Raw genomic sequence first — 23,239 nt, forward strand, 5'->3', positions numbered from 1 at the left:
CCACGCTGGCATTTTTTTTGCTGTCTGATAAGTAGCGAAGCGATCCATCTCTTCAACGACTACAGTAAGGTCATGTCAGTAAAACTGTTTGGGTGCCGGAGCCATGGATTTCAACGATTATCGACTCACGCTTCGTCAGCATATGGCCGGCAAGGAATGCCCTTTTCCGGAAGTCGAATTCCAACGTCGCCACAAGGCCGTACTCAAGGCCATGGAAGCGGCGAATCTGGATGCACTGCTGCTCACTGCGCCCGCCGACATCTTCTATCTCACCGGCTACAGCACGTTCGAGGTCTCGGTGCATACCGCATTGGTGTTCACTGCACATCATCTGGTGCTTCAGGTGCCTTCCATCGAAACCGGGCCGGCGGTGGCCTGCACCCATGTCGAGGATATTCGTGGCTATCGCTGGGAGAACGTCGATGAAATTCTCGAACCGCTGACGGAGGCACTTCACGAAGCAGGCACCAACGTCGGCGTAGACCCCTGGCATGGCTCATTGCGTCATAGTGTCATGAGTGGCTTGCAATGGCGGTTGCCGGAACACCGTTTTATCGATGCCGCCAATCTTTTGCAGGAGATTCGTATCGTCAAATCCGCGGCGGAAATCGAATGTCTGATCGAAAGCGCCCGAATCACCGGTCTGGGTATCGAGGCGGCAGCGAATGCAGTGCGTGCCGGAGCCACCGATAGCGAAATTGCCGGTATCGGTGCTCAGGCACTGCATGCCGCCGGCAGCGAATTCATGAGCATGCAGCCAATCGTCGTTACCGGGCCACGCAGCGCCGTGATCCATCTCAATCACCAGCGACGAGAAATCGCCCAGGGCGAGCCGGTATTCCTCGAGTTCGGCTCCGCCTGGAAGCGTTATACCGCACCGATGATGCGTACCGTGGTGGCCGGGGAGCCGACATCGCGCATGCATCAGGTATTCGACACTTGTCGCCGTATTTACGACGCCATGCTAGAGGAGATGCGACCGGGCAAGGATTTCGACGCCGCCGCCCGAGCCGCCGAGCAAGCCCTGGCGCCGTTGGCTTCGGAGGTGTTTCATTCCGGTGTGTTCGGTTATGCGGTGGGCGCCCAGTTCCCGCCTTCCTGGGTCGAGGGTTCGGGGTTCATCGCGCGTGGTCAGCATCGTCAGTTCGAGGAGAACATGATCTTTCACCTGCCGCTTTGCCTGCGTATTCCCGGCGAGTGGGGTATCGGCTGCAGCGATACCGTACGGGTGACCGAAAGTGGTGCCGTACCGCTTACCCGCAACCCCTGGACGCTATCCTGAAGAAGTTGACTGGAACGCTTGGTTATTGCCCTCTCTGACAGGTTATACTGCGGCCATATCAGGTGCTGTCACACCGGTGCCGTCCATAAGCCAATCAAGGAGTGAGCCGTGATCGAAGGAGTCAAGCATATCGTTGCCGTGGCCTCGGGCAAGGGGGGCGTGGGCAAGTCCACCGTGACTGCCAATCTGGCCCTGGCCATGGCGGCAGAAGGCTATCGCGTGGGGCTGCTGGACGCCGATATCTACGGCCCTAGCCAGGCGCAAATGCTGGGAATCGGGCAGGGCGTACGCCCGCAAGCAGCCGGCGAAAATAGCTTCAAGCCATTGGAGGCGCATGGCATCAAGGCGATGTCCATGGCGTTCATGGTCGATATCACCGAACCCATGGTCTGGCGGGGTCCGATGGTTGCTGGCGCCTTCCAGCAGCTGCTCAACCAGACTGATTGGGGCGAGCTGGATTATCTGTTCATCGACATGCCGCCGGGCACCGGAGACATTCAGTTGACCCTGGCCCAGAAGGTACCGGTCTCTGGGGCGGTGATCGTGACCACCCCTCAGGACATCGCTCTACTCGATGCACGCAAGGGCATCGAGATGTTCCGTAAGGTCAACGTTCCCGTGCTCGGTGTGGTGGAGAACATGAGCCTGCATGTCTGTTCCAACTGCGGTCACCAGGAGCCCATCTTCGGCGAAGGTGGCGGCGAGCATATTGCCGAGCAGTACGGTACCTCGCTACTGGGTCAGTTGCCGCTGGAACTCGCTATCCGCGAGCAGGCCGATGGCGGAAAACCGACAGTGGTGGCCGAACCTGAAGGTGAGGTGACGGCCATTTTCCGCAGCATTGCACGATCGGTGGTCAAAGGCGTCGAGAGCCAGAGCGAGGAAGGGCCAAGTATTTCCTTCGGTGATTAGGCGTGTTGACGGTTCACGTCGGAAGCCATGGGACAGGCCAGACCGGTAGTAGGCCAACGTCGTCGAACCGGTACCGCATGCGCACGTACAAGGTCACCACCACATCACGGCGGTATTGTCGCTGGCATAGTTGAGGTAGAGGCGGATACGCAATACGTAGCGCCTGCCTTGCTGCAGGCGCACGTTGATCTGGGCGTTCTGGCGGGTGCCGCTATCGTCGTCACCGTCGGCATAGTTCAGTTGCCCGTCGACCTCCTCGAAGAGCACCATCACCGTATCGGAACGCCCAAAGGTCTGGATCGTGTAGTCGTTGGTACTCTGCGGCGTGATGTTGAAGTTTTTCTGTTCGCCGGGTGCGAGGGTGAGAAACTCCAGCCGGAACGGCTCAAGCCGCGCATTCCTGGCATCCTCCAGGGCGGGATAGAAGCGGCGCACCTCCGCGATGTCATGATCCGACAGCCCCAACGCTGGGCGCAGGCCTTCTCGGTAGGCTTCCGGCTCGATGATCAAGCCGGCAGGGAAGCCGTAATGCATGATCGAGTCCGGATCCCACGCCGAGCCTTCGACCTCACCTGCGGGCAGCTTGCGCAGCACATTGTGGAAGGTCGTCTCGCGGGGCCAATGGTTCGGTGATCCACCGAAGTAGGCGTAGACGGCCTCTTCGTCCCAAACGATGCCCGAAAAGGGATTCTGATGCTCGTGGGGAAAACCCAGGGTGTGTCCGATCTCGTGAACTGGCGTATCCACGCCCCTGGGATCGCGGGTCAGGTCCCAACCGAAGTTCATGGTGCGCTCGTGCTGGCCGGGGATGTCGATTGCATCCCGGCCGAGATAGGACCAGGCCCCATCACCGCTAAGAAAGCCGATCCGGATCTCGGCATCGGCGATATTCGACACCTCCTCGAATGCGATGCCGATGCCGAGGCTCCGCCATACCTCGAAGCCTTCCCGCACCATCTCTTGCTGATCGCTGCCTCCGGCGTAGCTGCCACTATCGAAGAAGTAGTAGTGCAGCCGAGTGCCATTGACCCACTTCTTGTCGATCCAGCGTATCAGCCGGGCCCGATGCGCCGAAACCTCCGTCCCGAAGGTGCGCTCGGGCACCTCAGGCAGGGCGCATAAGCTCACTGCCTCTTCGCCCTTTTCGCTACCTGCATCCGGCGCATTCGCCTTACCGAGCCGCGTTTCCAGCTTCTTGAGCCGCGCGGCCAGTTCATCGACCTGCTGGGCGAGTGACTTGTTCTTTTCGGCCATGGTTGCGTGCTCCCAAGATGGGCGAAACGCCTCGTTGCTCATTGTTAAGATTATGCAAAAGTCGTTCGGTTTGCGTAATTTAGCTTTATATGAAAAGAATTTAAGCTAATGCCCGAATAGTCGGTCAGCGGTTGGAATGACACCTGCATCTTTCAGGCCGGTGTTTTCTCCGGTTCTGTCGAAGCCCATTGCCGGCAAGTCTTCAGTGTCTACTTTATTGCGAGCGGTTCTGTCAGGCCGGGCCCGAGTATCACCTTCGGCGATTAGCCAGGTGGGGCTGCTTTCTATACACGATAAGGGCCGTTATGATACGGCCCTTGTTTCTATTTGCATGAACTTCAAGGACGCCCGATGAGTATCAAATCCGACAAGTGGATCCGCCGTATGGCCGAAAGCGACGGCATGATCGAACCTTTCGAGGCGGATCAGGTACGCCACGTCAATGGCCAGCGGGTGATCTCCTACGGAACGTCCAGTTATGGCTACGATGTGCGCTGCGCCGACGAGTTCAAGGTGTTCACCAACATTCACTCGGCGGTGGTGGACCCCAAGGGGTTCGACGAAAAAAGCTTCGTCGATATCAAGGGCGATGCCTGCGTGATTCCGCCCAATTCCTTCGCCCTGGCGCGTACCGTGGAATATTTCCGTATTCCGCGCAGCGTGTTGACCATCTGCCTGGGCAAGTCGACCTACGCGCGCTGCGGCATCATCGTCAACGTGACCCCGCTGGAACCGGAATGGGAAGGGCATGTGACCCTGGAGTTCTCCAACACCACCAACCTGCCGGCGCGTATCTACGCCAACGAAGGCGTGGCGCAGATGCTGTTTCTTGAATCCGATGAAATTTGCGATATTTCCTACAAGGATCGCGGTGGCAAGTACATGGGGCAACGTGGAGTTACCTTGCCGCGAACCTGAGAACAACCCCTGAGTTTATCCATGGGATACTCTATGCTTGGGAAGTGATTGATCGTTTCCTTGGTTATAAGAAGGCTTCCCATGCCCGTAATCGTTCGTACTGGTTCCGCCGGTTTTAAACTTCGTCGCCGTTCCGCAGCGGCGTTACTGTCCCTTGCGTTGCTTCCCTCAAGCGTCTGGGCTTATTCCGACCTGATCGTATTCGGCGACAGCCTCAGCGATTCGGGGCAGTTTCCTGATGTCGAGCGACTCCTGCTGGGTGAGCCTGGCAGCCTGCGCTTCACCAATCGGGAAAAGCCGTATCAGCCACCCGCGGCCTACGGTGACGTCAGTACGCAACGCCTGGCCCTGGCGCTGGGTCTTGGCCCCCTGTTGCCTTCCACTTCGATCCTGCGCGAACAAGAGGGATTACCCGATGGCAACAATTACGCCGTGGGTGGCTATACCACCCAAGATATTCTCGCCTCCATTACCCAGCCGGGTGGCTCGGTGGTTGAGGTGCCGAACCTGACGCCGGCCCTCGTGGCATTACTGGCGGCGCTGGGGATCGATACCTCGCGAAGCCAGGATGGTTATCTGGTTAGCGTCGGGGCAGCGGATCCGAATGCGCTTTATTATGTCAATGGTGGTGGCAATGACTTCTTTGATGGTTTGGTCACCGATCCTGCCACCGCATCGACAGCGGGTAATACGTTGGCCGATGGTGTCGAGGCATTGGTTGCGGCGGGGGTAAAGACCGTCGTGGTCTCCAATTTGCCGGATGTCGGCGCTACACCAGCGGGCTCGCAGAGCGGTCAGCGCGAGGTGACCTCCGCTCTGGGGGGCGTCTTCAACCAGGCGCTGGGGGAGCGGCTGGCGCGCTTCGATGGCCAGGTGAATATCATCCGCCTTAATATCGGTGCCCTGTTCGAGGAAGTGGTGGCCGAGCCGTCGGATTTCGGTCTGGCTACCGATGTGGCTCTGACCGATGTCTGCTTCAGCGATCCGAGCTGCGAGTCCGAGGCCTTCGGCCTGAGTTCCGGCAACCCCGACCCCAGCAAGCTACTGTTCAACGACACCGTGCATCCGACCACGGCGGGTCAGCAGATCGTGGCAGATTACACCTACGCCCTGATCGAGGCGCCGCAGATTCTATCCCTGGCGGGGGAGCTGACCCTCGGAGCCCTCAACGCACAGCAGCGCGCCATCGGTAACGAGTTACGCCCTGGCCAGCAAAGCGACGATGTGCGGGTCTTCGCCCAAGGCGATTATCAATACGATCAACCCGAGGCTTTCGATGAAGATGGTAGACCGGAATCGTCTCAAGGAGGCGTGGGAGTCGGTGCCGTAGTACCGGTCGGCTTGGGCTGGCTCGGCGCGGCAGTGGCCCAGCGCGAGGCGGACATGGACGACCCGGCGGATTTCGATCTCGAGGGCCAGACCTTCAGTGTATTCGCTCGTCAGCACCTGGGCAGTGTAGGGGTGCAGGCCATCGTCAGCGGTGGCGATTTCGATCTCGATCTGCGTCGTCAGGTCATCCTGGGGCCTGCCGAGCGCACCCTTCGAGGAGATGCGGACAGCGGCGGCTGGTCGGCGGAGTTGCGTCTCGATTATCGTCTCACAGCTGCGGACTCCCCCTGGTACACCGCGCCGTTCGTGGCTTATCGACATAGCGAAGTCGAGGTCGATGGCTACACGGAGAGGGGGTCGAACGCCAATGCGCTGATCGTCTCGGATCAGGATGCCGAAGATCGCCAGTGGGAGGCGGGTTTGATGCTGGATCGTGGCCTCGAAGGTGGCATCGGTTTCTATGGCGAGTTCGCCTGGGGTCAGTATCTGGAAGACGAGCGCGACGGTGCCGAGGTGCGTTTGGCATCGCTGCCCACCAATAGCTGGTCCGGCGAGACCCGTGAACGAGAGGACGACAATTATCTGCGCGCCGACGCAGGCCTGCGTGTGCAGTTAGGCGATGCGCGGCTCAGCGTTGGAGGGGGTGCCCAGGGTTGGGATGAATGGTCGCCGTATGTTCACGTCGGCGCCGGCTTCGTTTTCTGAGAGCCATTCGTCATTGCTTGTGTTTGATGATAAACGGCGGAGCCGAAAGGGCTCCGCCGTTTTTGTACTTATTTATCGCTTTGCGATTTAGCGCTGCGGTCATCGTTGCGATGTTCGATGGTCTCGGCGTAGCGGTCCAGAAAGGGCTTTTCTGCCGGATCCCAGCGATCCATGCCGGAGACGATGCGGTGCCAATAGGGGTAGAGTGGCGCGGGCCGGGTTAGCTGCTCCAAACGTTGGTGTTCCTCGTTGCTGAGCGTGAGCTCCGTGGCGGCGAGATTGTCGCGTAGATGCTCTTCAGTGCGGGCACCGACGATCAGCGAGGTGACCCCTGGTCGGTCCATCAGCCAGGCCAGACAGACACGAGCCGGTGAACAGTCATGGGCTTCACCGATGGCAAACAGCTCTTCGATAATGTCGTAGGCCCGCTCCATGTCGTGGATGTAAGGCTCTGGCCAGCCGTTGCCCTGGCGGGTGTTGGGCGGTGTTTCCTGACCGCGCCGCACCTTACCCGTCAGGAATCCTTCACCCAAAGGACCCCAGATCAGGCTGCCGACGTTCTGATCTAGCGCCAGGGGCATCAGTTCGTATTCCGCTTCACGTGATTCGGGGGTGTAATAAATCTGCTGGCTGACCGGCTTGATAAGGTTATGCGTTTCGGCCTTGCCGAGCATCTTCATCATCTGCCAGCCGCTGTAGTTCGAGGTGCCGTAGTAGCGGATCTTGCCACTGGTGACGAGATGGTGCATCGCCTCCAAGGTCTCTTCGATTGGCGTGAGCCCATCCCAGTTGTGCAGTTGATAAAGATCGATGTGATCCGTGCCAAGACGCTTGAGGCTTGCCTCCACAGCGCGAATCAAGTGATAGCGCGATGCGCCGGTGTTGTTGGGATCGTCACCCAGGGGGCTGCGGCCCTTGGTCGCAAGAATGATGTCGTTGCGTTTGTTGCCCAGGGCCTTGCCGGTGACTTCTTCGGTGACACCTACGGAATAAAGATCCGCCGTGTCGACGAGATTGACTCCAGCGTCAAAGGCGACGTCGAGAATTCTTCTGGCCCCGTCGACATCGACGCTGGCCGCCTTCTCGAATCCGTTTGCCCCACCGAAGGGTACGGTTCCAAGAACGATCTTCGATACCATCAGGCCTGAATTGCCTAGCGGACGATAATCCATATCGTGATTCTCCTTTTTCGGTCTTGTCAGAAGCATGAGTGTAGCGGCGCATCAGAGGCGTCAATATGATCGCTTACTTGGGATGCGCTATACGACTCTAGTCGGCTTGAAGATCTTCATCCAATTCCTCGGCGGCGTCTTCATGAGAAAGCCGCATGCCCTGTGGCGGCAGGGCCATGCCATCCAGGGTCGGGCCATCGGGGCCGAGCTGTAGGCGACCTTCGAGAAACCAGCGCACGGCGATGGGATAGATCAGATGCTCCCGGGCGTGAATCTTCTCGATTACCTCTTCCTCGCTATCGCCAGGACGGATTTTGAGTGCGGCCTGCATCACCACCGGACCACCATCGAGTTCTTCGGTGACAAAATGCACACTGGCGCCATGCTCTTCGCCACCATCGGCCATCACACGCTTGTGGGTATTGAGCCCTTGATAAGCGGGTAGCAGCGACGGATGAATGTTGAGCAGACGGCCGTAGAAACGATTCACGAAGATCGGTGAAAGAATGCGCATGAAACCCGCGAGTACGATGAGATCGGGTTCATGACGCTCGATCACCTTGATTAGCGCGCCATCAAAGGCCTCGCGGCTGTCGTATTCGTTATGAGGCAGTGCCACGGCATCGATACTCGCGTCTCGGGCACGTTTGAGGCCATGGGCATCGACCTTGTTGGAAATTACCGCAACGATTTCGCCGCCCAGTTCATCGAAGGACTGGGCATCGATCAGTGCCTGCAGGTTGCTGCCATTGCCGGAGATCAGTACAACAACGCGCCGTGCATCGGCCTTTTCGGCCTCGAAATCGTTGAGAGTGTCGCTGGTCGAATTCATATCGCTCATCGTTCCAGGTTCTCCAGGCGCACCTGCTCTTCGGGGTTGTCGTCAGCGCCTTCACCCGATCCTTTCCGAGAGACGATCTCCCCCAGGCGAACCACCTGCTCACCAAAGGCTTCCAGGTGGCGCTGGGCGGCCTCGGCCTGGGCAGCTGAAACTACCAGGATCATGCCGATGCCGCAGTTGAGTACCCGGTACATCTCGCGCTCGGCAATGTTGCCCTGGCGCTGGAGCCAATCGAATACCGCCGGGCGCTGCCAGGCACTCACATCGATCCGTGCAGTCAAGTGGTCCGGCAATACCCGCGGCACGTTTTCGAGCAGACCGCCGCCGGTGATGTGGGAGAGTGCATGCACCTCGATATTGCTGTCCCGGATCAGGGAAAGCAGCGGCTTGACATAGATGCGCGTCGGTGCGAGCAGGGCGTCGCCCAAGGGTTGGCCATCCAGATCGGTATCGAGGTCGGCGCCGCTGACTTCCAGTACCTTGCGGATCAGGGAATAGCCGTTGGAGTGAGGGCCTGAGGAAGCCAGGCCTAAAATCACATCTCCCTCGGCTACCTTGCTACCGTCCAGAATTTCCGATTTTTCCACCACGCCGACGCAGAAACCCGCCAAATCATAGTCACTACCTGCATACATGCCCGGCATTTCGGCGGTTTCACCCCCGACGAGGGCACAGCCGGCCTGCACACAGCCCTCGCCGATGCCGGTCACCACGTCCGTGGCGATATCCACATCGAGCTTGCCCGTGGCATAGTAGTCGAGAAATTGCAGCGGCTCGGCGCCGGCCACTACCAAATCGTTGACGCACATGGCGACAAGATCGATGCCAATAGTGTCGTGACGATTCAGGTCCATGGCCAGGCGTAGCTTGGTGCCTACTCCGTCAGTGCCAGTGACCAGTACCGGCTCGCGATAACCGCTGGGTAGTGCGCAGAGCGCTCCAAAACCTCCAAGTCCCCCCATCACTTCCGGGCGACTGGTACGCTTGGCAACGCCTTTGATGCGCTCAACCAGCTTGTTGCCGGCATCGATGTCAACGCCCGCATCCTTGTAGCTCAATGATGGAGACTGGGGCTTGTCGGAGGCATTAGAAGTCATGGCAGGTCCTGGAATCGATTGCCATCATGAAGAGCCGGTATGAAAAGGCTGTCATGAACGGTTTATGGTGAATGGGCCGTCGTGAATGAACGGTCATAAATAGCCAAAGGGTCTGGTTAGGACAAGCGCGCGCATTGTAGCATCGCGTTTGCCGTGCTGCATGAGTCACAGGGGTTCACTTTCTTTTGGCACTTTCTTGAGAAGAAGTCATGTCGCGAGTACATATCTGGTCCTTGTTGGTGTTGGCCGTCACGATCTGGCTACTGGTGTTGTTGGAGCCGATTCTGATGCCGTTTTTCATCAGCATCATCCTGGCCTATCTAGGCGATCCGCTGACGGATCGATTGGAGGCTAAGGGATTGTCGCGACGCTGGTCGGTGAGCGTGGTGTTTCTAGTGCTGTCACTGGCGCTAACCCTTGCCATTATTGTGCTGGTGCCGTTGCTGGGCCGCCAGTTTCGCCAGCTTATAGAGGCGTTGCCTGAGGTTTTTGCCTGGGTGCAAACGGTCGCGGTGCCCTGGGTGCAGTCCTTTACCGGTGTGGATTTCTCGACGGATTTTGATCAACTGCGCCAGACGTTGATGAGCAACTGGAAGGAAACCAGTACCTATGCAGCGGTCATACTGGCGCAGATCTCTCGATCGGGCCTGGCCCTGGCGCTCTGGATCGCCAATTTGGCGCTGATCCCCGTTGTCACCTTCTATCTACTGTTGGATTGGGATCGGCTCAAGCGCCGCATTCGTGATCTACTGCCTCGGCGTTACGAGCCGACCATCACTCATTTGGCGGTTCAGTGTGATGAAGTGCTTTCGGCATTTCTACGCGGTCAGCTATTGGTGATGTTGAGCTTGGGGGTCGTCTACGCGGTGGGGCTGTCAGTCATCGGTATCAAATTCGGCATATTGATCGGCTTATTGGCGGGACTTGCTAGTATCGTGCCCTATCTTGGAGTAATCGTCGGGCTGGTGGTGGCGGCACTGGTGGCGTTCTTCCAATATGGTGATCTGCTGCATTTGGCAGGGGTCGGAGTAGTGTTTGCCATTGGACAGATGCTCGAAGGGATGGTGCTACAACCGCTGCTGCTAGGAGACAAGATCGGATTGCATCCAGTGGCGGTCATTTTTGCAGTGCTAGCGGGCGGGCAGCTATTCGGCTTCACCGGTATATTGCTTGCCTTGCCGGTTGCAGCGGTAGTTATGGTGCTGTTGCGCTATCTTCATGAGCGCTACAAAAGCAGCGATTTATACGAAGAGACAGAATCCTCGAATGCCGACGGGGAGCTTTGATGACGAGCGCGACCGGACAGCTTTCCTTGGGTATCGGATTGCGCGATGACGCCACCTTTGCCAATTTTCTGTCTAGGGGTAACGAAACTGCGGCGGCCACCCTGAAACGTCAACTCGACCCAAGTGGGGAGTCTTTCGTTTATCTTTGGGGTGCTTCGAGCTCCGGTCGCAGCCATCTATTGCAGGCAGCCTGTCATGCGGCCGGCGCCCAAGACCAGAGGGCGCTCTATCTTCCCTTGAACGAGCTGGGACATTTTCCACCCCACATGCTTGAGGATATAGAGCGGCTCGATCTCGTGGCGATCGATGATCTCGATCGAGTGATAGGGCGCAAGCGTTGGGAAGAAGCGCTGTTTCACAGCTTCAATCGTCTACGTGATGCCAATAAGCGCTTGGTGATAGGTGCGTCTGCCGCGCCCCGTCAACTGAATGTGGCGCTAGCGGATCTGGCCTCGCGACTGGCCTGGGGCACGACCTTTCATTTGCAGCGCCTCGATGATCAAGGGCGTTTTGAGGCGCTACAATTGCGCGCCCGCGTCCGGGGAATGCAGCTGTCCGATGAGGTAACGCGCTATATCCTGCATCGCGGGCCGCGGCGCCTCGACGAACTGTTTCGTTTGCTGGAGCGACTCGATCGCGCCTCGCTTTCCGCTCAGCGCAAGGTGACGATCCCGTTCGTGAAGCAGACCTTGAATTGGTAAGAGCGAGCTGGTGAGGCCCGCGCTGCTTTTACTCCCCGTTCAACGTCGCAAGAATCTGTCGTGTACCGCCCTGATCGCGATGTTCTCCCAGCCAGATGCCTTGCCATGTGCCCAGTGCCAAACGACCGCTGCTGACGGCGATGGTCAGTTGTGTGCCGAAAAGGCTGGCGGCAATATGTGCCGGCATATCGTCGGGTCCTTCGAGCGTATGGCGAAAATAGGGCAGGTCTCCCGGCACCCTGTCTCGCAAGAAAGCGTCCATGTCGTGACGCACGTCCGGGTCGGCATTTTCGTTCAGACTCAATGACGCAGAAGTGTGTAGCAACTGTAGATGTAGCAGGCCAATATCCAGCTCCGCCAGCTGGGGCAGGGCGTCATCGACTTCTCGAGTAATCAGATGAAAGCCCCGGTTCCGGGGCTTCAAGGAAATACGCTGTTGAATCCACATGATGTTTGCTTCCTTGAGCTGCTCTATCTGAAGCGTTCTTTCTGCAACGTGCTATCTGGAAAGCTCGATTTTCTTGCCTTGGCCCTTGCCGAGGCTGACCTGATTGATGATGACCACGCGTTCGCCGCCGGGTCGAGCGACCCTGCCGGCCACATAGAAGACCCCCGCTGGTAAACCGGTGATCTTGAAATAACCTTGCTCATCGGCCTTGGCGTAATGGGTATAGGCTTGGGCACGAGGATCCGCAGGTTCTATGTAGCCTCCTGCCAGCGCGACTTCCGCAGCCTCGGCGGAGTAACGGGTCGCCGGCGCCACCGAGACGGTTTCGCCAGCGCCATAGACAACGCCGCTGGCTGTGCGAATGAACAGCCGACCCGAGATCGATGCGGTGCCGTTTTTATCCAGCTTGGCATACTCCTGTTCGGGAAAGGCGATCTTGCGCTCGACCTGCTCGGGTGGCGGTTCGGTGCGATCTTCGACAACCGGCGGCCCTGTATCCGGTCCTCTTCCCACGAACTCACACCCACCCAGTAACAACCCTGCTAGTGCGATGGCGATCCACTTGCCCATGTCATCCTTCCTCGTATCGTTGATCGGTATCAGTCTACCGTGGTGCGATCACGCGACCAATGCTGAACCGTGAACAAAGAACTCCTCGGGCACGGATAGCGGATAATGACCTTGAAAAATTCACGATTCAGCACAAGGCTTTAGTGACTACACCGAATAGCGTTTCACAGGACAGGAGGACGTCACATGGGCGATACCCGCATCGAACGCGACAGCATGGGCGAGCTTGAAGTACCCGGTAATGCGCTCTATGGCGCCCAGACCCAGCGAGCGGTGAATAACTTCCCGATCAGCGGTCAACCCATGCCGGCAGCCTTCATTCAGGCGATTGCACGCATCAAGCTGGCCGCGGCCCAGGTCAACCGCGATCTCGAATTGCTCGATGCGCCCCGCGCGGAGGCCATTGTCGAGGCCGCCCAGGCGTTGATCGACGGCAAGCATGCGGATCAGTTTCCCATCGATGTATTCCAGACCGGCTCCGGTACCTCGAGCAATATGAATGTCAATGAAGTGATCTCCCATCTGGCTTCCAGGGATAATCTCGAGGTTGGCCCCAACGATCACGTCAACATGGGCCAGTCGAGCAACGATGTAGTGCCCACGGCGATTCATCTGTCGGCAGCCTTGGAGGTCAAGGAGCGCTTGCTACCGGCCCTTGAGCAGCTGAAAAGCGCCATCGAGCACAAGGCAGGGGAACTCGATGATGTGGTCAAGACCGGGCGCACGCACCTGATGGACGCCATGCCCGTACGCATGAGCCAGGAACTGAGCGGCTGGGCCAGTCAGGTGGGCCAGGCCATCGAGCGCCTGAACGACGGTCAGCAACGGTTATCGCGGCTCGCTCAGGGCGGCACGGCCGTCGGCACCGGCATCAACGCCCATCCGGAGTTTGCAAGCCGTATGGCGGATAAGCTCAGCAAGCAGACAGGGCTGTCCCTGCGCCCCAACGACAGCTTCTTTGCCAGCTTGAGTTCTCAGGATGCAGCGGTGGAGCTTTCCGGGCATCTGCGCACTTACGCCTGCGCGGTAATGAAAATCAGCAACGATCTGCGCTGGATGAACTCCGGACCCTTGGCCGGCCTGGGCGAAATCGAGCTGAAGGCGCTGCAGCCGGGCAGTTCGATCATGCCGGGCAAGGTCAATCCGGTCATTCCCGAAGCGGCGGCCCAAGCGGCGGCCCAGGTCATCGGTCTTGATAGCGCCATTACCGTGGCGGGGCAAAGTGGCAACTTTCAGCTCAACGTCATGTTGCCGTTGATTGCCCACAACCTGATGACCTCGATCACTCTGATGACCAACGTCAGCAAGCTGTTGGCGGACCCGGCCATTGCCACATTCCAGGTGCGCCGCGACAACATCGAGGCACCGCTGTCCCGCAACCCGATTCTGGTGACGGCTCTCAATTCGGTAATCGGTTACAACGCCGCGGCGGCAGTGGCCAAGAAGGCCTATCAGGCGGGGCGACCGATTCTCGATGTAGCAGAAGAGGAAACCGATCTTGAACGGGATGAGTTGGAACGCCTGCTCGACCCGGATCAGCTGACGCGAGGCGGCGTTCCAGAGTGATTCACCTGCATGGCGACGCCTGGCTCAGGCTTCGCCATCGCCTTTATCTCTAGCCTCCTGAATGGTTTCCTTGGCATCCTGCTGGTCCGCGTCATCCGCTTCCAACGGCTCGTTTTCGTCCACCCGTGCAGGCTGAAAGCTGAAGGTAGCTAAAATGGGGAAATGGTCGGAGCCGTAGTATTTAAGACGCTTCATCATGACCAGCTGAAAATGATCGCTGATGAAGATGTGATCCAGTGGCCAGCGCAGAAAGGGGTATTTGGCATGAAAAGTGCTGAACATGCCCCGGCCTCGGCGTGGATCGAGCATGCGACTGACGCGACAGAATCTTCGGGTGGTGTCGGACCAGGCGACGTCGTTGAGATCTCCGGCAACCAGCGTCGGCTGGTGTTCGGACTGTTCGATGCCTTTGCCTACCAACAACAGCTCCGCATCACGCCATAGCGAAACATCACTCTCGCTGGGAGAGGGTGGCCGCGGGTGTAGCGCATGAAAGCGAATGCGTGTGCCATCTTCCATGGGTAGCCAGGCATGAATCGAGGGAATATCGCTCTGAATGAGCCACTTCACCTCCGCATCTTCGAGGGGAATGCGCGAAAATAGATGCATGCCGTACAGGTTGTCCAGAGGGATTTCAACGCTGTGTGGCCACTCCTGCTGTAGGGAATGCTCTAGCTGTAGCCCCCACCAGGCATCGGATTCCAGGGTCAGCACTACATCGGGCTGATGCTCATGAATTTGTCCTAATAGCCCTTGGGCGTTGCGGTTGGGCGTGAGTACGTTGGCGACAAGCAAGGTAATGTGGCGCTGCTCGTTGTCGTTGCCAATGAACTTGACCTGTTTGGGCCAGAAGGGGGTCCAGGGCAGGATATAACCGCCTTGAATGAGAGCAACCAGAGCGCAGGCAGCGACCGACAGCCAGCGCCAATCCGTATCGCCCCAAATCCCTTGAACCACTGCGATGACGAGGGCTAGACAGGCCAGTTGCAGACGAGGGAAATCGAAACCGCGCACAGACCAATGATAGAAAGGCAGAAAGGGAAGCAGGGTCGCGATCAGCAAAAGAACCGCTACTAACCCTAGAATGATGTCCAGCATTTAAATCTCTCCTGACTGAATGGGCTTCCCCCATTCAGGGATTGTTGTTTCTTGCTTGAGCGCCATGGTGCCATTCAAGCGAAGCTGAATCATTACTAATCTTCGTTTGACTAGGTGTATTTTCTTACGCTTCTTCGCATGAACTGGAATACGCTATCCTGTTTACGATGCATTCGATCTTGCATTCAACGGCACCATGGGTAGAATACCCATCCGTTGCCACGCGCAGCTCGATGAAAGCGTGATGCGCGCATAGCGCAAAAACTCGGCAGGACCATAGCTCAGTTGGTTAGAGCGCCACGTTGACATCGTGGAGGTCAGCGGTTCAAATCCGCTTGGTCCTACCATCATCGCGAGTTTATCTTCATGAATGAAGAGTGTGCATTTGCAGGACCATAGCTCAGTTGGTTAGAGCGCCACGTTGACATCGTGGAGGTCAGCGGTTCAAATCCGCTTGGTCCTACCAGATTCAGAAAGGCTCCGATGAGAAACCTCGTCGGAGCCTTTTGCATTTCAGCCTGTCTGGATAAATTTACGTTTGGTTCAGATCGCTGGCCTGGACGAATACTTGCGCCAGACTCTCGATTCCCGATTGATCTTCTTTACCGAAGCGCTCAGGAAACGGGCTGTCCAGGTCCAGTACGCCCCATACCCGCTCCGCCACGAGGATGGGAATGACCAGCTCGGCCCGGGAATCCGCATCACAGGCAATGTGATCCGCCACCGCATGCACGTCCTCCACCCGCTGGGTTTCACGACTGCGCGCCGCAGCACCGCAAACCCCCTTGTCGAAGGGGATCGGGTTGCAGGCGGGCTTGCCCTGAAATGGCCCCAGGCTGAGCAGTTCCGGCTCGCGCTGTAGATAGAACCCCACCCAGTTGAGCTGCGGCACTTCCTGCATGATGAAGGCGCAGGTCTGAGCCGCATTGGTCAACCAGTCCCGGGTATCGAGCAACGCTTCGAGTTGGCGGGCGAGCAGTTCATAATTCGCCATGCTGATTACTCCCAGCCGGGAACCGCCGCTCCATCGAATAGCTCCTTCGCTTTTTCCTTGACCTCTTCGCTCTGGTAGGCCTCGACCAGCTGCTGGATCGCCTCGCGTTCTTCGTCGCCTCCGCGTACCACGATCAGGTTGACATAGGGTGACTCCGGGCCTTCCTTGATCAGCGCATCGTCCAGGCTCAAACCCGCCGGCTGGGCGAAGGTATTGTTGATGAAGGCCATGTCAACATCCGGCAGAACCCGGGGCAGCTGGGCCGCTTCGATTTCGCGGAACTCGAAGTTATGCGGATTCTTGGCGATATCAATGGGGGTCGCCTCGAGATTGCTCACATCCTCGAGCTCGAGAAGCCCTTCGTTGTGCATCAGAATCAGCGAGCGGCCTTCATTCGACGGATCGTTGGGCAGGGCGATGGTGGCCCCATCCGGCAGATCCTCGATGCTGTCGTATTTTTCGGAATAGGCCCCGATGGGATAAACGAAGGTACGACCCGCGATAGCGAAATCGTAACCCCGGTCATCGACCATGCTCTGCATATAGGGTTCATGTTGGAAGGCGTTGGCATCCAGGCTACCGTCCGCCAACGCTGCGTTGGGCGAGACATAATCCGTGAACTCGACGATCTCCACCTCGAGATCGTGCTGCTCCTTGGCCAGACGCTTGGCGACCTGCATCACCTCGGTCTCCGGGCCCGCTACGGTACCCACCTTGATCGAATTCGAATCACCTTCGTCGCTGCCACCGCAACCGGCCAGCAGGGTTGCGCTCAAGAGCGTCGCGCCCAGCAGTCCGGTTGGGCGAATGATCTGTGCCAGGGTGTTTTTCATAGGTGTTGCTCCTTATGTGAATCAGCAAAAGATATTTGTTGAGGAAGAGTTACTAAATTGCCGAACGGAATGAAGAACAAGGCGCACGGAACGCAAAAAACGAGACATAACTGGGTGTTAGGCGAGTTTTTGAGTACCGTGCAACGCCGTAATTCATCCGTGCAGGCATTTAGTGTCCCGTGCATCACTTGTGGTCTGCTTTTCGTACCAGAGCATCCCCTAGACTCTGAAAGCCCTGTACCAGCACTACTAGGATCACCACGGTAATCAGCATGACGAATGGGTCGAAACGGTTGTAGCCATAGCGAATGCCCAGATCGCCAAGCCCGCCACCGCCCACGGCGCCAGCCATGGCGGAATAGCTGATCAGCGTAACCAGAGTGATAGTCAAACCGGTAATGATGCCGCCCCGCGCCTCGGGAATCAGTACCTTGATGATAATCTGATAGGGTGTGGCGCCCATGGATTGGGCCGCCTCGATCAGCCCCGGTGGTATCTCGTTGAGTGCGCCTTCAACCAGCCGAGCCACGAAGGGAATCGCAGCGATGGTCAGCGGCACGATAGCTGCATTGGTGCCGATGGAACTGCCCACGATCAGGCGCGTGAACGGGATGATGGCTACCATCAGAATGATGAATGGAATCGAACGGCCCACGTTGGTGACGATACCCAGGATGCGGTTGGTCAAGGGTCGCGCCAGTATCTGCCCCGGACGCGTGATGTAGAGCATTACCCCTAGGGGCACGCCCAGGGCGGCTGCCACCAGGCCGGAGAGCCCGACCATATAGAGCGTATCCAGGGTGGCCTTGAGAATCAGTTCAAGCATCGCGTTGGACATGGCCAAGCACCTCCACTTGCAGGTCGTGAGCGTTAAGATAGTCCAGCGCCGCGTTAATTCGATCCGGCGTGCCGATCAGTTCAGCGATCATCAGTCCCAGGGTGCGCTCCTGGATCGACTCGACCTTGGCTTCGAGAATACTGACGTCCACGTCGCAATCCCGGGTCAGACGGGAAATCAGCGGCAACGCTACCGAATCCCCCCGAAAGGCAAGGCGCACCACCGGATGGGTATGTTCGTCAGGCTCCGCCTGCATACGCTCGAGTAGTGCCTGGGGCGGGTCAAGCTCGAGGAAAGCATTGAGAAACGCGCGCCCGAGGCGCGTCTGGGGGGCGGTAAAGAAATCGCCGACATCCGCTTCCTCCACCAGTTTGCCGCTGGCGATCAGGCCGACCCGGTGGCAGATCGATTTAACCACCTCCATCTCATGGGTGATCAGCAGGATGGTTAGCCCTAGCTTGCGGTTGATGTCTTTTAGAAGCTCGAGGATCGAGGTGGTGGTCTGGGGGTCCAGCGCCGAGGTGGCCTCGTCGCACAGCAATACCTTGGGGCGGCTGGCTAGAGCCCGGGCGATCGCCACACGCTGCTTCTGACCGCCGGAAAGTTCCGAGGGATACTTGTCGAGCTTGTCCGTCAGGCCGGTCAGTTCGAGCAAAGGCTGCACTCGCTCGCGAATTTCGCGCCGGGGAACCCCCATCAACTCCAGGGGCAGGGCGACATTGGCGAATACCGTGCGCGAGGAGAGCAGATTGAAATGCTGAAAGATCATGCCGACCCCGTGGCGGGCATGATTGAGGCCCTTGGCGGATAGGGCGGTCAGCTCCTGGCCATCGACGAAGACGCGTCCGCTGCTGGGGCGCTCAAGTAGATTGACGCAGCGGATCAGCGTCGACTTGCCGGCGCCGGAAAGTCCTATCACGCCATGAATGGCGCCTTGGGGTACATGCAGATCCGTCGGCTTCAAGGCATGGATTGCCTGGGCGCCACTGCCGTAGGTCTTGGAAACGTTTTCGAGTGTGATCATGGTCCTGGTCGAGTCGCGGCGCCGAGCATCGATACGACAGCGAGTATGCCGCCGCAAGGCGTTGCTCTGATCGGTAATATGGAAAGATGCGGGCAGGGGATCATCGAAATCGAATCCACCCTTTTAGCTGCATTTGCAAACTCCGAGGCTATATCGGCCTCGACGCTTCGGCGCCCGCAATCCGGGATCAAATCGGCGCCTGTATAAAGTGCGACGATGGTAGAAAGCTCATTGGCTGCTGTCAATGTTGGTAGGCTGGAAAGTGCCGCCGTTCATGAATACGCCGTGGACGTGCAGGGCGAATCTTCCCTAGACTAGTCCACCTTTGAAAAGCTTAGGGTCTGTTGACGTTTCATCGCGAATCGCGTTGCAGCGCGAAAGGGCGTCAGGCAAGGCGCGAAACGCAGGCAATGGTGTACCCTTACCTAGTTTCGCAACGCCGCATGACGCTCTTTTGCGCGCAACCCGGAGGGGCAGGGTCCGTTGGGCGCAGCGCGGCGTTGTTCGTCGCTCATTGGAAACAACCCAACGACGCTCCTCACGCCTTGTTCTGCACCCAATGGACCTCTGTCGCGGCCGTGAGAAAATGTCAACAGGCCCTAGCGATCTTGCAACGGGAGAACACATGTTTACCGGAATCGTACAAGGCACCGTCGAACTGGTGGCGATCGAGGAAAAAAGCGAGTTTCGCACTCACGTACTGGCGCTTCCGGCGCCCTTGGTCGAGGGGCTGACGCTGGGGGCTTCCGTGGCGCACAACGGCTGCTGCCTGACTGCCACCGCCATCGAAGGAGAGCGGGTTAGCTTCGATTTGATGCGGGAAACCTTGCGCTTGACCAACCTGGGCGATCTGGCGCTGGGTGATCGGGTCAATATCGAGCGTGCCGCGCGTTTCGGTGACGAGATCGGCGGTCACGCCATGTCCGGGCATATCATCTGCATGGCGGAGCTTGTCGATATCGAAGAAGTGCCGAACAACAAGCGCCTGTGGTTCGAGCTGCCCGAGGCGCATGGGCGTTTTCTGTTCGAAAAGGGCTACATTGGCATCGACGGTATCAGTCTGACCATCGGCGAGGTGCAGGGCACGCGGTTTTGCGTCAACCTGATTCCCGAGACGCTGGCGCGTACCACCCTGGGGGAGCGTAAGCCGGGTAGTCGCGTCAACATCGAGATCGACCCTCAGACTCAGGCCATCGTCGAGACCGTGGAGCGGGTGTTGGCATCTCGCGATTTCAGATAGTCTCGCTTGGTTGACAGCCCATTTACCCACATAACAATCATGCGAAGGGTCGAACCCATGTTGAAAAAGCATCTTGACGACTATTTCAAGCTGGAAGCGCACAGCACGTCGATACGTACCGAAATCGTCGCCGGTATCACTACCTTCCTGACCATGGCCTACATCATCTTCGTCAACCCGAGCATTCTGGCCCAGGCGGGCATGGACAGTGGTGCAGTGTTCGTGGCCACTTGCCTGGCCGCTGCCATTGGCTGTCTGATCATGGGGCTTTGGGCCAATTATCCTATTGCACTGGCGCCGGGTATGGGGCTCAACGCATTTTTTACCTTTAGTGTCGTATTGGGCATGGGATACACCTGGGAAGCCGCTCTGGGCGCGGTATTCCTGTCCGGGATACTCTTCTTGCTGCTCAGCATCTTTCGCGTGCGCGAATGGATCATCAACTCGATTCCCATGTCACTGCGACTCGGCATCGCGGCGGGCATCGGTCTGTTTCTGGCGCTCATTGCCCTACAGAACGCGGGGATCGTCGTCGCGCATCCCGCAACGCTGGTAACCATCGGTGATCTGTCACAGCCCCCGGCACTCTATACCTTGGCTGGATTCTTCATCATCACGGCGCTCTCCTATCTGCGGATCATCGGCGCTGTCATGATCGGCATCCTGGGGGTCACCTTCGCCGCGATTCTGCTCGGGCATAGTGAATTCGGCGGTATCGTCTCCGCACCGCCTTCCATCGCGCCGGTATTTCTGGAACTGGATATTGCCGGCGCCTTGAATGTCGGCATGATCAGCGTGGTCTTCGCTTTCCTGTTCGTCGACCTGTTCGATACCGCCGGCACCCTGATCGGCGTGGCCCAGCGCGGCGGGTTGCTCGACAAGGATGGCAAGCTGCCCCGTCTCAACAAGGCGCTCATGGCGGATAGCACCGCCACCATGAGTGGCGCGCTGCTGGGCACTTCCTCCACTACCAGCTACATCGAGAGCGCCTCGGGCATCGCCGCAGGCGGACGCACCGGGCTGACCGCGGTGGTGGTGGCGATCCTGTTTCTGATCAGTCTGTTCTTCGCACCCCTGGCGGGCTCGATTCCGGTCTATGCCACCGCCGGGGCACTGCTCTACGTGGCGGTACTTATGTGCGGTAGCCTGGCCCATGCCAACTGGGACGACGTTACCGATGCGGGGCCCGTGCTGATTGCCGCCTTGGCCATGCCGTTGACCTATTCGATTGCCAACGGCATCGCCCTGGGCTTTATCAGCTATGCTGGCATCAAACTGTTGTCCGGACGTCACAAGGAACTCAATCCGGCGGTGGTGGTGCTGGCCATCTTGTTTGCACTGAAATTTCTATTCATCGACTGACGTTCACCGATCGTTTATTGAATAAGGCCTCTCATGAGTATCTATGGCGACTACATCAAGTCCGTGATTCGCACCGTGCCGGATTGGCCCCAGGAAGGGGTCAATTTCCGGGATATCACGCCGGTATTGCAGAATCACTCTGCTTTTCGCAAGTTGATCGACAGCTTCGTGCATCGCTATCAGGAGTCGAAGCTGGACGCCATTGCCGCGATCGATGCCCGGGGCTTCATCATCGGTGCACCGGTCGCCTATGAGTTGGGCTGCAGTTTCGTGCCGGTGCGCAAGAAGGGTAAGCTGCCGTTCAGGACCATCAGCGAAACCTACACCCTGGAGTATGGCGAATCCACGGTGGAGCTGCACTCCGATGCGTTTCGCGAAGGCGATCGCATTCTGGTGATGGACGATCTTATCGCCACCGGTGGCACCATGTTGGCGGCGGCGAAACTGATCCAGCGCAGCGGAGGTCAGGTGATCGAGACCGCCACCATCATCGATCTGCCCGAACTGGGTGGCTCACAAAAGATCCGGGAAGCCGGCCACGAGGTGTTTGCCGTCTGCTCCTTCCTTGAAAGCGAGTGATTCGACCATGACCGCCAATCGCTATCAGCAACATTTCACCGTCTCCTGGGATCAGCTGCATCGAGACGTGCGTGCCCTGTGTCATCAACTCGTCGAGCGGGACTTCAAGGGTATCGTCGCCATCACCCGGGGCGGATTGATTCCGGCGGCGTTGATCGCCCGGGAACTCAACGTGCGCTTGATCGATACGGTCTGTATCAAGAGTTATGACCATATGGACCAGGGTGGGCTCAAGGTCATGAAGAAGGTCGAACACGACGGTGACGGGTGGCTTCTGATCGACGATCTAGTGGACACGGGCAAGACCGCTCGGGTGGTGCGAGACATGCTGCCCAAAGCCCATTTCGTCACCATCTACGCCAAACCGGAAGGGCGCCCGCTGGTGGATCAATGCCTGACGGAAGTGGCTCAAGACTGCTGGATTCAGTTCCCTTGGGACATGGGTATCGCCTATGTGGAGCCCTTGGTGGATCAGGTGCGAGGATCTAGCACATGACCGCCAACCCTTTGCCGGAAAGCTGGAACCGCTACCTGGGCGATGAATTCGATGCGCCTTATATGCAGGCACTGCGTGCTTTCCTGGCCCGGGAGAAAGAAGCCCATAAGGTCATTTATCCTCACTCATCGAACTGGTTTCGCGCCTTCGAGCTAACGCCTCTCGATCAGGTGCGCGTCGTGATCCTGGGGCAAGACCCTTACCACGGCCCGAATCAGGCCCATGGCCTGTGTTTTTCCGTACGCCCGGAGGTTCCCACGCCGCCTTCCTTGCAGAATATTTACAAGGAGCTTGCCGAAGACATTGGCATGACGCCGGTGAGCCACGGCTTTCTGGAAAGCTGGGCACGCCAGGGGGTGTTGCTGCTCAACAGTGTGCTCACCGTCGAACAGGGCAATGCGGGATCACACCGCAATCAAGGCTGGGAACGTTTCACCGATCGCGCCATTCAGATCGTCGATGAGCACTGCGACCACGTGGTGTTTTTGTTATGGGGCAGCTACGCCCAGAAGAAGGCCGGTTTCGTCGATCGAGACAAACACCTGGTGCTGCACTCGCCTCATCCCTCGCCGCTCTCGGCGCATCGAGGGTTCTTCGGCCAGCACCATTTTTCCCAGGCCAATGCCTTTCTTGAGGCCAAGGGCAAAGGCGCGATCGATTGGCAGTTGCCGGCCCAGGCGCGGTAGAATTGCCG

General features: G+C 58.3%; 23 protein-coding genes and 2 tRNA genes. 14 read left to right on the forward strand and 11 right to left on the reverse strand.

The genetic code is table 11. The features are described from left to right. Positions 1-103 precede the first annotated feature (103 nt). Together H7850_RS04145 and apbC are read left to right on the forward strand one after the other, a co-directional pair. Complete coding sequence (locus H7850_RS04145) at positions 104-1,282, forward strand: M24 family metallopeptidase (protein WP_227368115.1); 1,179 nt, start codon at positions 104-106, stop codon at positions 1,280-1,282. 108 nt (positions 1,283-1,390) lie between these two features. Beyond that, positions 1,391-2,194 carry an iron-sulfur cluster carrier protein ApbC gene (gene apbC, locus H7850_RS04150; protein ID WP_413614137.1) on the forward strand — a complete coding sequence of 268 codons (804 nt, stop codon included), beginning with the start codon at positions 1,391-1,393 and terminating at the stop codon, positions 2,192-2,194. 93 nt (positions 2,195-2,287) lie between these two features. On the opposite strand, the gene H7850_RS04155 is transcribed toward apbC, so the two are convergent. Continuing rightward, a complete protein-coding gene (locus H7850_RS04155; RefSeq protein ID WP_227368116.1) occupies positions 2,288-3,448 on the reverse strand; it encodes a matrixin family metalloprotease in 1,161 nt (386 codons plus the stop codon). A gap of 351 nt (positions 3,449-3,799) precedes the next feature. Here H7850_RS04155 and dcd point away from each other — a divergent pair, with 351 nt between their 5' ends. After that, on the forward strand, positions 3,800-4,366 hold the full coding sequence (gene dcd, locus H7850_RS04160) for a dCTP deaminase (RefSeq protein WP_227368117.1): 567 nt from the start codon (positions 3,800-3,802) through the stop codon (positions 4,364-4,366). 81 nt (positions 4,367-4,447) lie between these two features. Then, entirely contained in the window at positions 4,448-6,400 is a 1,953-nt protein-coding gene (locus tag H7850_RS04165; RefSeq protein WP_227368118.1) for an autotransporter domain-containing protein, read from the forward strand. Positions 6,401-6,468: 68 nt separating this feature from the next. Here the strand turns inward: H7850_RS04165 and H7850_RS04170 are convergent, their stop codons facing one another. The 3 genes from H7850_RS04170 to purM all read right to left on the reverse strand — a co-directional run bounded on the left by H7850_RS04170 (position 6,469) and on the right by purM (position 9,510). Next, complete coding sequence (locus tag H7850_RS04170) at positions 6,469-7,572, reverse strand: aldo/keto reductase (RefSeq protein ID WP_227368119.1); 1,104 nt, start codon at positions 7,570-7,572, stop codon at positions 6,469-6,471. Positions 7,573-7,669: 97 nt separating this feature from the next. After that, positions 7,670-8,413, reverse strand: coding sequence for a phosphoribosylglycinamide formyltransferase (gene purN / locus H7850_RS04175; protein ID WP_227368120.1), 744 nt, complete (start codon positions 8,411-8,413; stop codon positions 7,670-7,672). Continuing rightward, the gene (gene purM, locus H7850_RS04180) at positions 8,410-9,510 is read right to left on the reverse strand and encodes a phosphoribosylformylglycinamidine cyclo-ligase (protein WP_227368121.1); all 1,101 of its coding nucleotides are present in this window, start codon (positions 9,508-9,510) and stop codon (positions 8,410-8,412) included. The genes purN and purM overlap by 4 nt, the downstream gene beginning before the upstream one ends. 209 nt (positions 9,511-9,719) lie before the next feature. Between purM and H7850_RS04185 the strand changes: the two genes are divergently transcribed. Together H7850_RS04185 and hda are read left to right on the forward strand one after the other, a co-directional pair. After that, entirely contained in the window at positions 9,720-10,796 is a 1,077-nt protein-coding gene (locus tag H7850_RS04185; RefSeq protein WP_227368122.1) for an AI-2E family transporter, read from the forward strand. Next, complete coding sequence (hda, locus tag H7850_RS04190; protein ID WP_227368123.1) at positions 10,796-11,497, forward strand: DnaA regulatory inactivator Hda; 702 nt, start codon at positions 10,796-10,798, stop codon at positions 11,495-11,497. The genes H7850_RS04185 and hda overlap by 1 nt, the downstream gene beginning before the upstream one ends. A gap of 28 nt (positions 11,498-11,525) precedes the next feature. Here hda and H7850_RS04195 read toward each other — a convergent pair whose 3' ends face one another. Next, positions 11,526-11,945, reverse strand: coding sequence for a secondary thiamine-phosphate synthase enzyme YjbQ (locus H7850_RS04195; RefSeq protein ID WP_227368124.1), 420 nt, complete (start codon positions 11,943-11,945; stop codon positions 11,526-11,528). A gap of 51 nt (positions 11,946-11,996) precedes the next feature. Further along, complete coding sequence (locus H7850_RS04200) at positions 11,997-12,515, reverse strand: carboxypeptidase regulatory-like domain-containing protein (RefSeq protein WP_227368125.1); 519 nt, start codon at positions 12,513-12,515, stop codon at positions 11,997-11,999. Positions 12,516-12,701: 186 nt separating this feature from the next. Here H7850_RS04200 and H7850_RS04205 point away from each other — a divergent pair, with 186 nt between their 5' ends. After that, positions 12,702-14,081 carry a class II fumarate hydratase gene (locus H7850_RS04205; RefSeq protein WP_227368126.1) on the forward strand — a complete coding sequence of 460 codons (1,380 nt, stop codon included), beginning with the start codon at positions 12,702-12,704 and terminating at the stop codon, positions 14,079-14,081. 24 nt (positions 14,082-14,105) lie between these two features. On the opposite strand, the gene H7850_RS04210 is transcribed toward H7850_RS04205, so the two are convergent. Continuing rightward, positions 14,106-15,179, reverse strand: a complete 1,074-nt coding sequence (locus H7850_RS04210) for an endonuclease/exonuclease/phosphatase family protein (RefSeq protein ID WP_227368127.1) — start codon at positions 15,177-15,179, stop codon at positions 14,106-14,108. Positions 15,180-15,449: 270 nt separating this feature from the next. Here H7850_RS04210 and H7850_RS04215 point away from each other — a divergent pair. Continuing rightward, a tRNA-Val gene (locus H7850_RS04215) sits at positions 15,450-15,526 on the forward strand. A 42-nt stretch (positions 15,527-15,568) separates the two neighbouring features. Continuing rightward, positions 15,569-15,645 (forward strand) — tRNA-Val (locus H7850_RS04220). Positions 15,646-15,711: 66 nt separating this feature from the next. On the opposite strand, the gene H7850_RS04225 is transcribed toward H7850_RS04220, so the two are convergent. From H7850_RS04225 to H7850_RS04240, 4 genes are all read right to left on the reverse strand, one after another. Then, positions 15,712-16,173 (reverse strand): GAF domain-containing protein, encoded by a 462-nt coding sequence (locus H7850_RS04225; protein WP_227368128.1) that lies wholly within the window; start codon positions 16,171-16,173, stop codon positions 15,712-15,714. Between the two features lie 5 nt (positions 16,174-16,178). Further along, positions 16,179-17,006 (reverse strand): MetQ/NlpA family ABC transporter substrate-binding protein, encoded by an 828-nt coding sequence (locus H7850_RS04230; protein ID WP_227368129.1) that lies wholly within the window; start codon positions 17,004-17,006, stop codon positions 16,179-16,181. A 184-nt stretch (positions 17,007-17,190) separates the two neighbouring features. Then, positions 17,191-17,844, reverse strand: a complete 654-nt coding sequence (locus tag H7850_RS04235) for a methionine ABC transporter permease (protein ID WP_227368130.1) — start codon at positions 17,842-17,844, stop codon at positions 17,191-17,193. Beyond that, a complete protein-coding gene (locus tag H7850_RS04240) occupies positions 17,825-18,868 on the reverse strand; it encodes a methionine ABC transporter ATP-binding protein (protein WP_227368131.1) in 1,044 nt (347 codons plus the stop codon). The genes H7850_RS04235 and H7850_RS04240 overlap by 20 nt, the downstream gene beginning before the upstream one ends. A gap of 625 nt (positions 18,869-19,493) precedes the next feature. Here H7850_RS04240 and H7850_RS04245 point away from each other — a divergent pair. Genes H7850_RS04245 through ung form a run of 5 tightly spaced genes read left to right on the forward strand, consistent with a single transcriptional unit; the run spans position 19,494 to position 23,231 of the window. Next, complete coding sequence (locus H7850_RS04245) at positions 19,494-20,108, forward strand: riboflavin synthase subunit alpha (protein ID WP_227368132.1); 615 nt, start codon at positions 19,494-19,496, stop codon at positions 20,106-20,108. Between the two features lie 57 nt (positions 20,109-20,165). Then, a complete protein-coding gene (locus tag H7850_RS04250) occupies positions 20,166-21,470 on the forward strand; it encodes an NCS2 family permease (protein WP_227368133.1) in 1,305 nt (434 codons plus the stop codon). A 33-nt stretch (positions 21,471-21,503) separates the two neighbouring features. Next, on the forward strand, positions 21,504-22,049 hold the full coding sequence (locus H7850_RS04255) for an adenine phosphoribosyltransferase (RefSeq protein ID WP_227368134.1): 546 nt from the start codon (positions 21,504-21,506) through the stop codon (positions 22,047-22,049). 7 nt (positions 22,050-22,056) lie between these two features. Then, positions 22,057-22,545, forward strand: a complete 489-nt coding sequence (gene gpt, locus H7850_RS04260; protein WP_227368135.1) for a xanthine phosphoribosyltransferase — start codon at positions 22,057-22,059, stop codon at positions 22,543-22,545. After that, on the forward strand, positions 22,542-23,231 hold the full coding sequence (gene ung, locus H7850_RS04265; RefSeq protein WP_227368136.1) for a uracil-DNA glycosylase: 690 nt from the start codon (positions 22,542-22,544) through the stop codon (positions 23,229-23,231). The genes gpt and ung overlap by 4 nt, the downstream gene beginning before the upstream one ends. Positions 23,232-23,239: the final 8 nt, after the last annotated feature.

This window comes from Halomonas sp. M20 (assembly GCF_020622265.1).
In the GTDB taxonomy this organism is placed as follows: Bacteria; Pseudomonadota; Gammaproteobacteria; order Pseudomonadales; family Halomonadaceae; genus Modicisalibacter.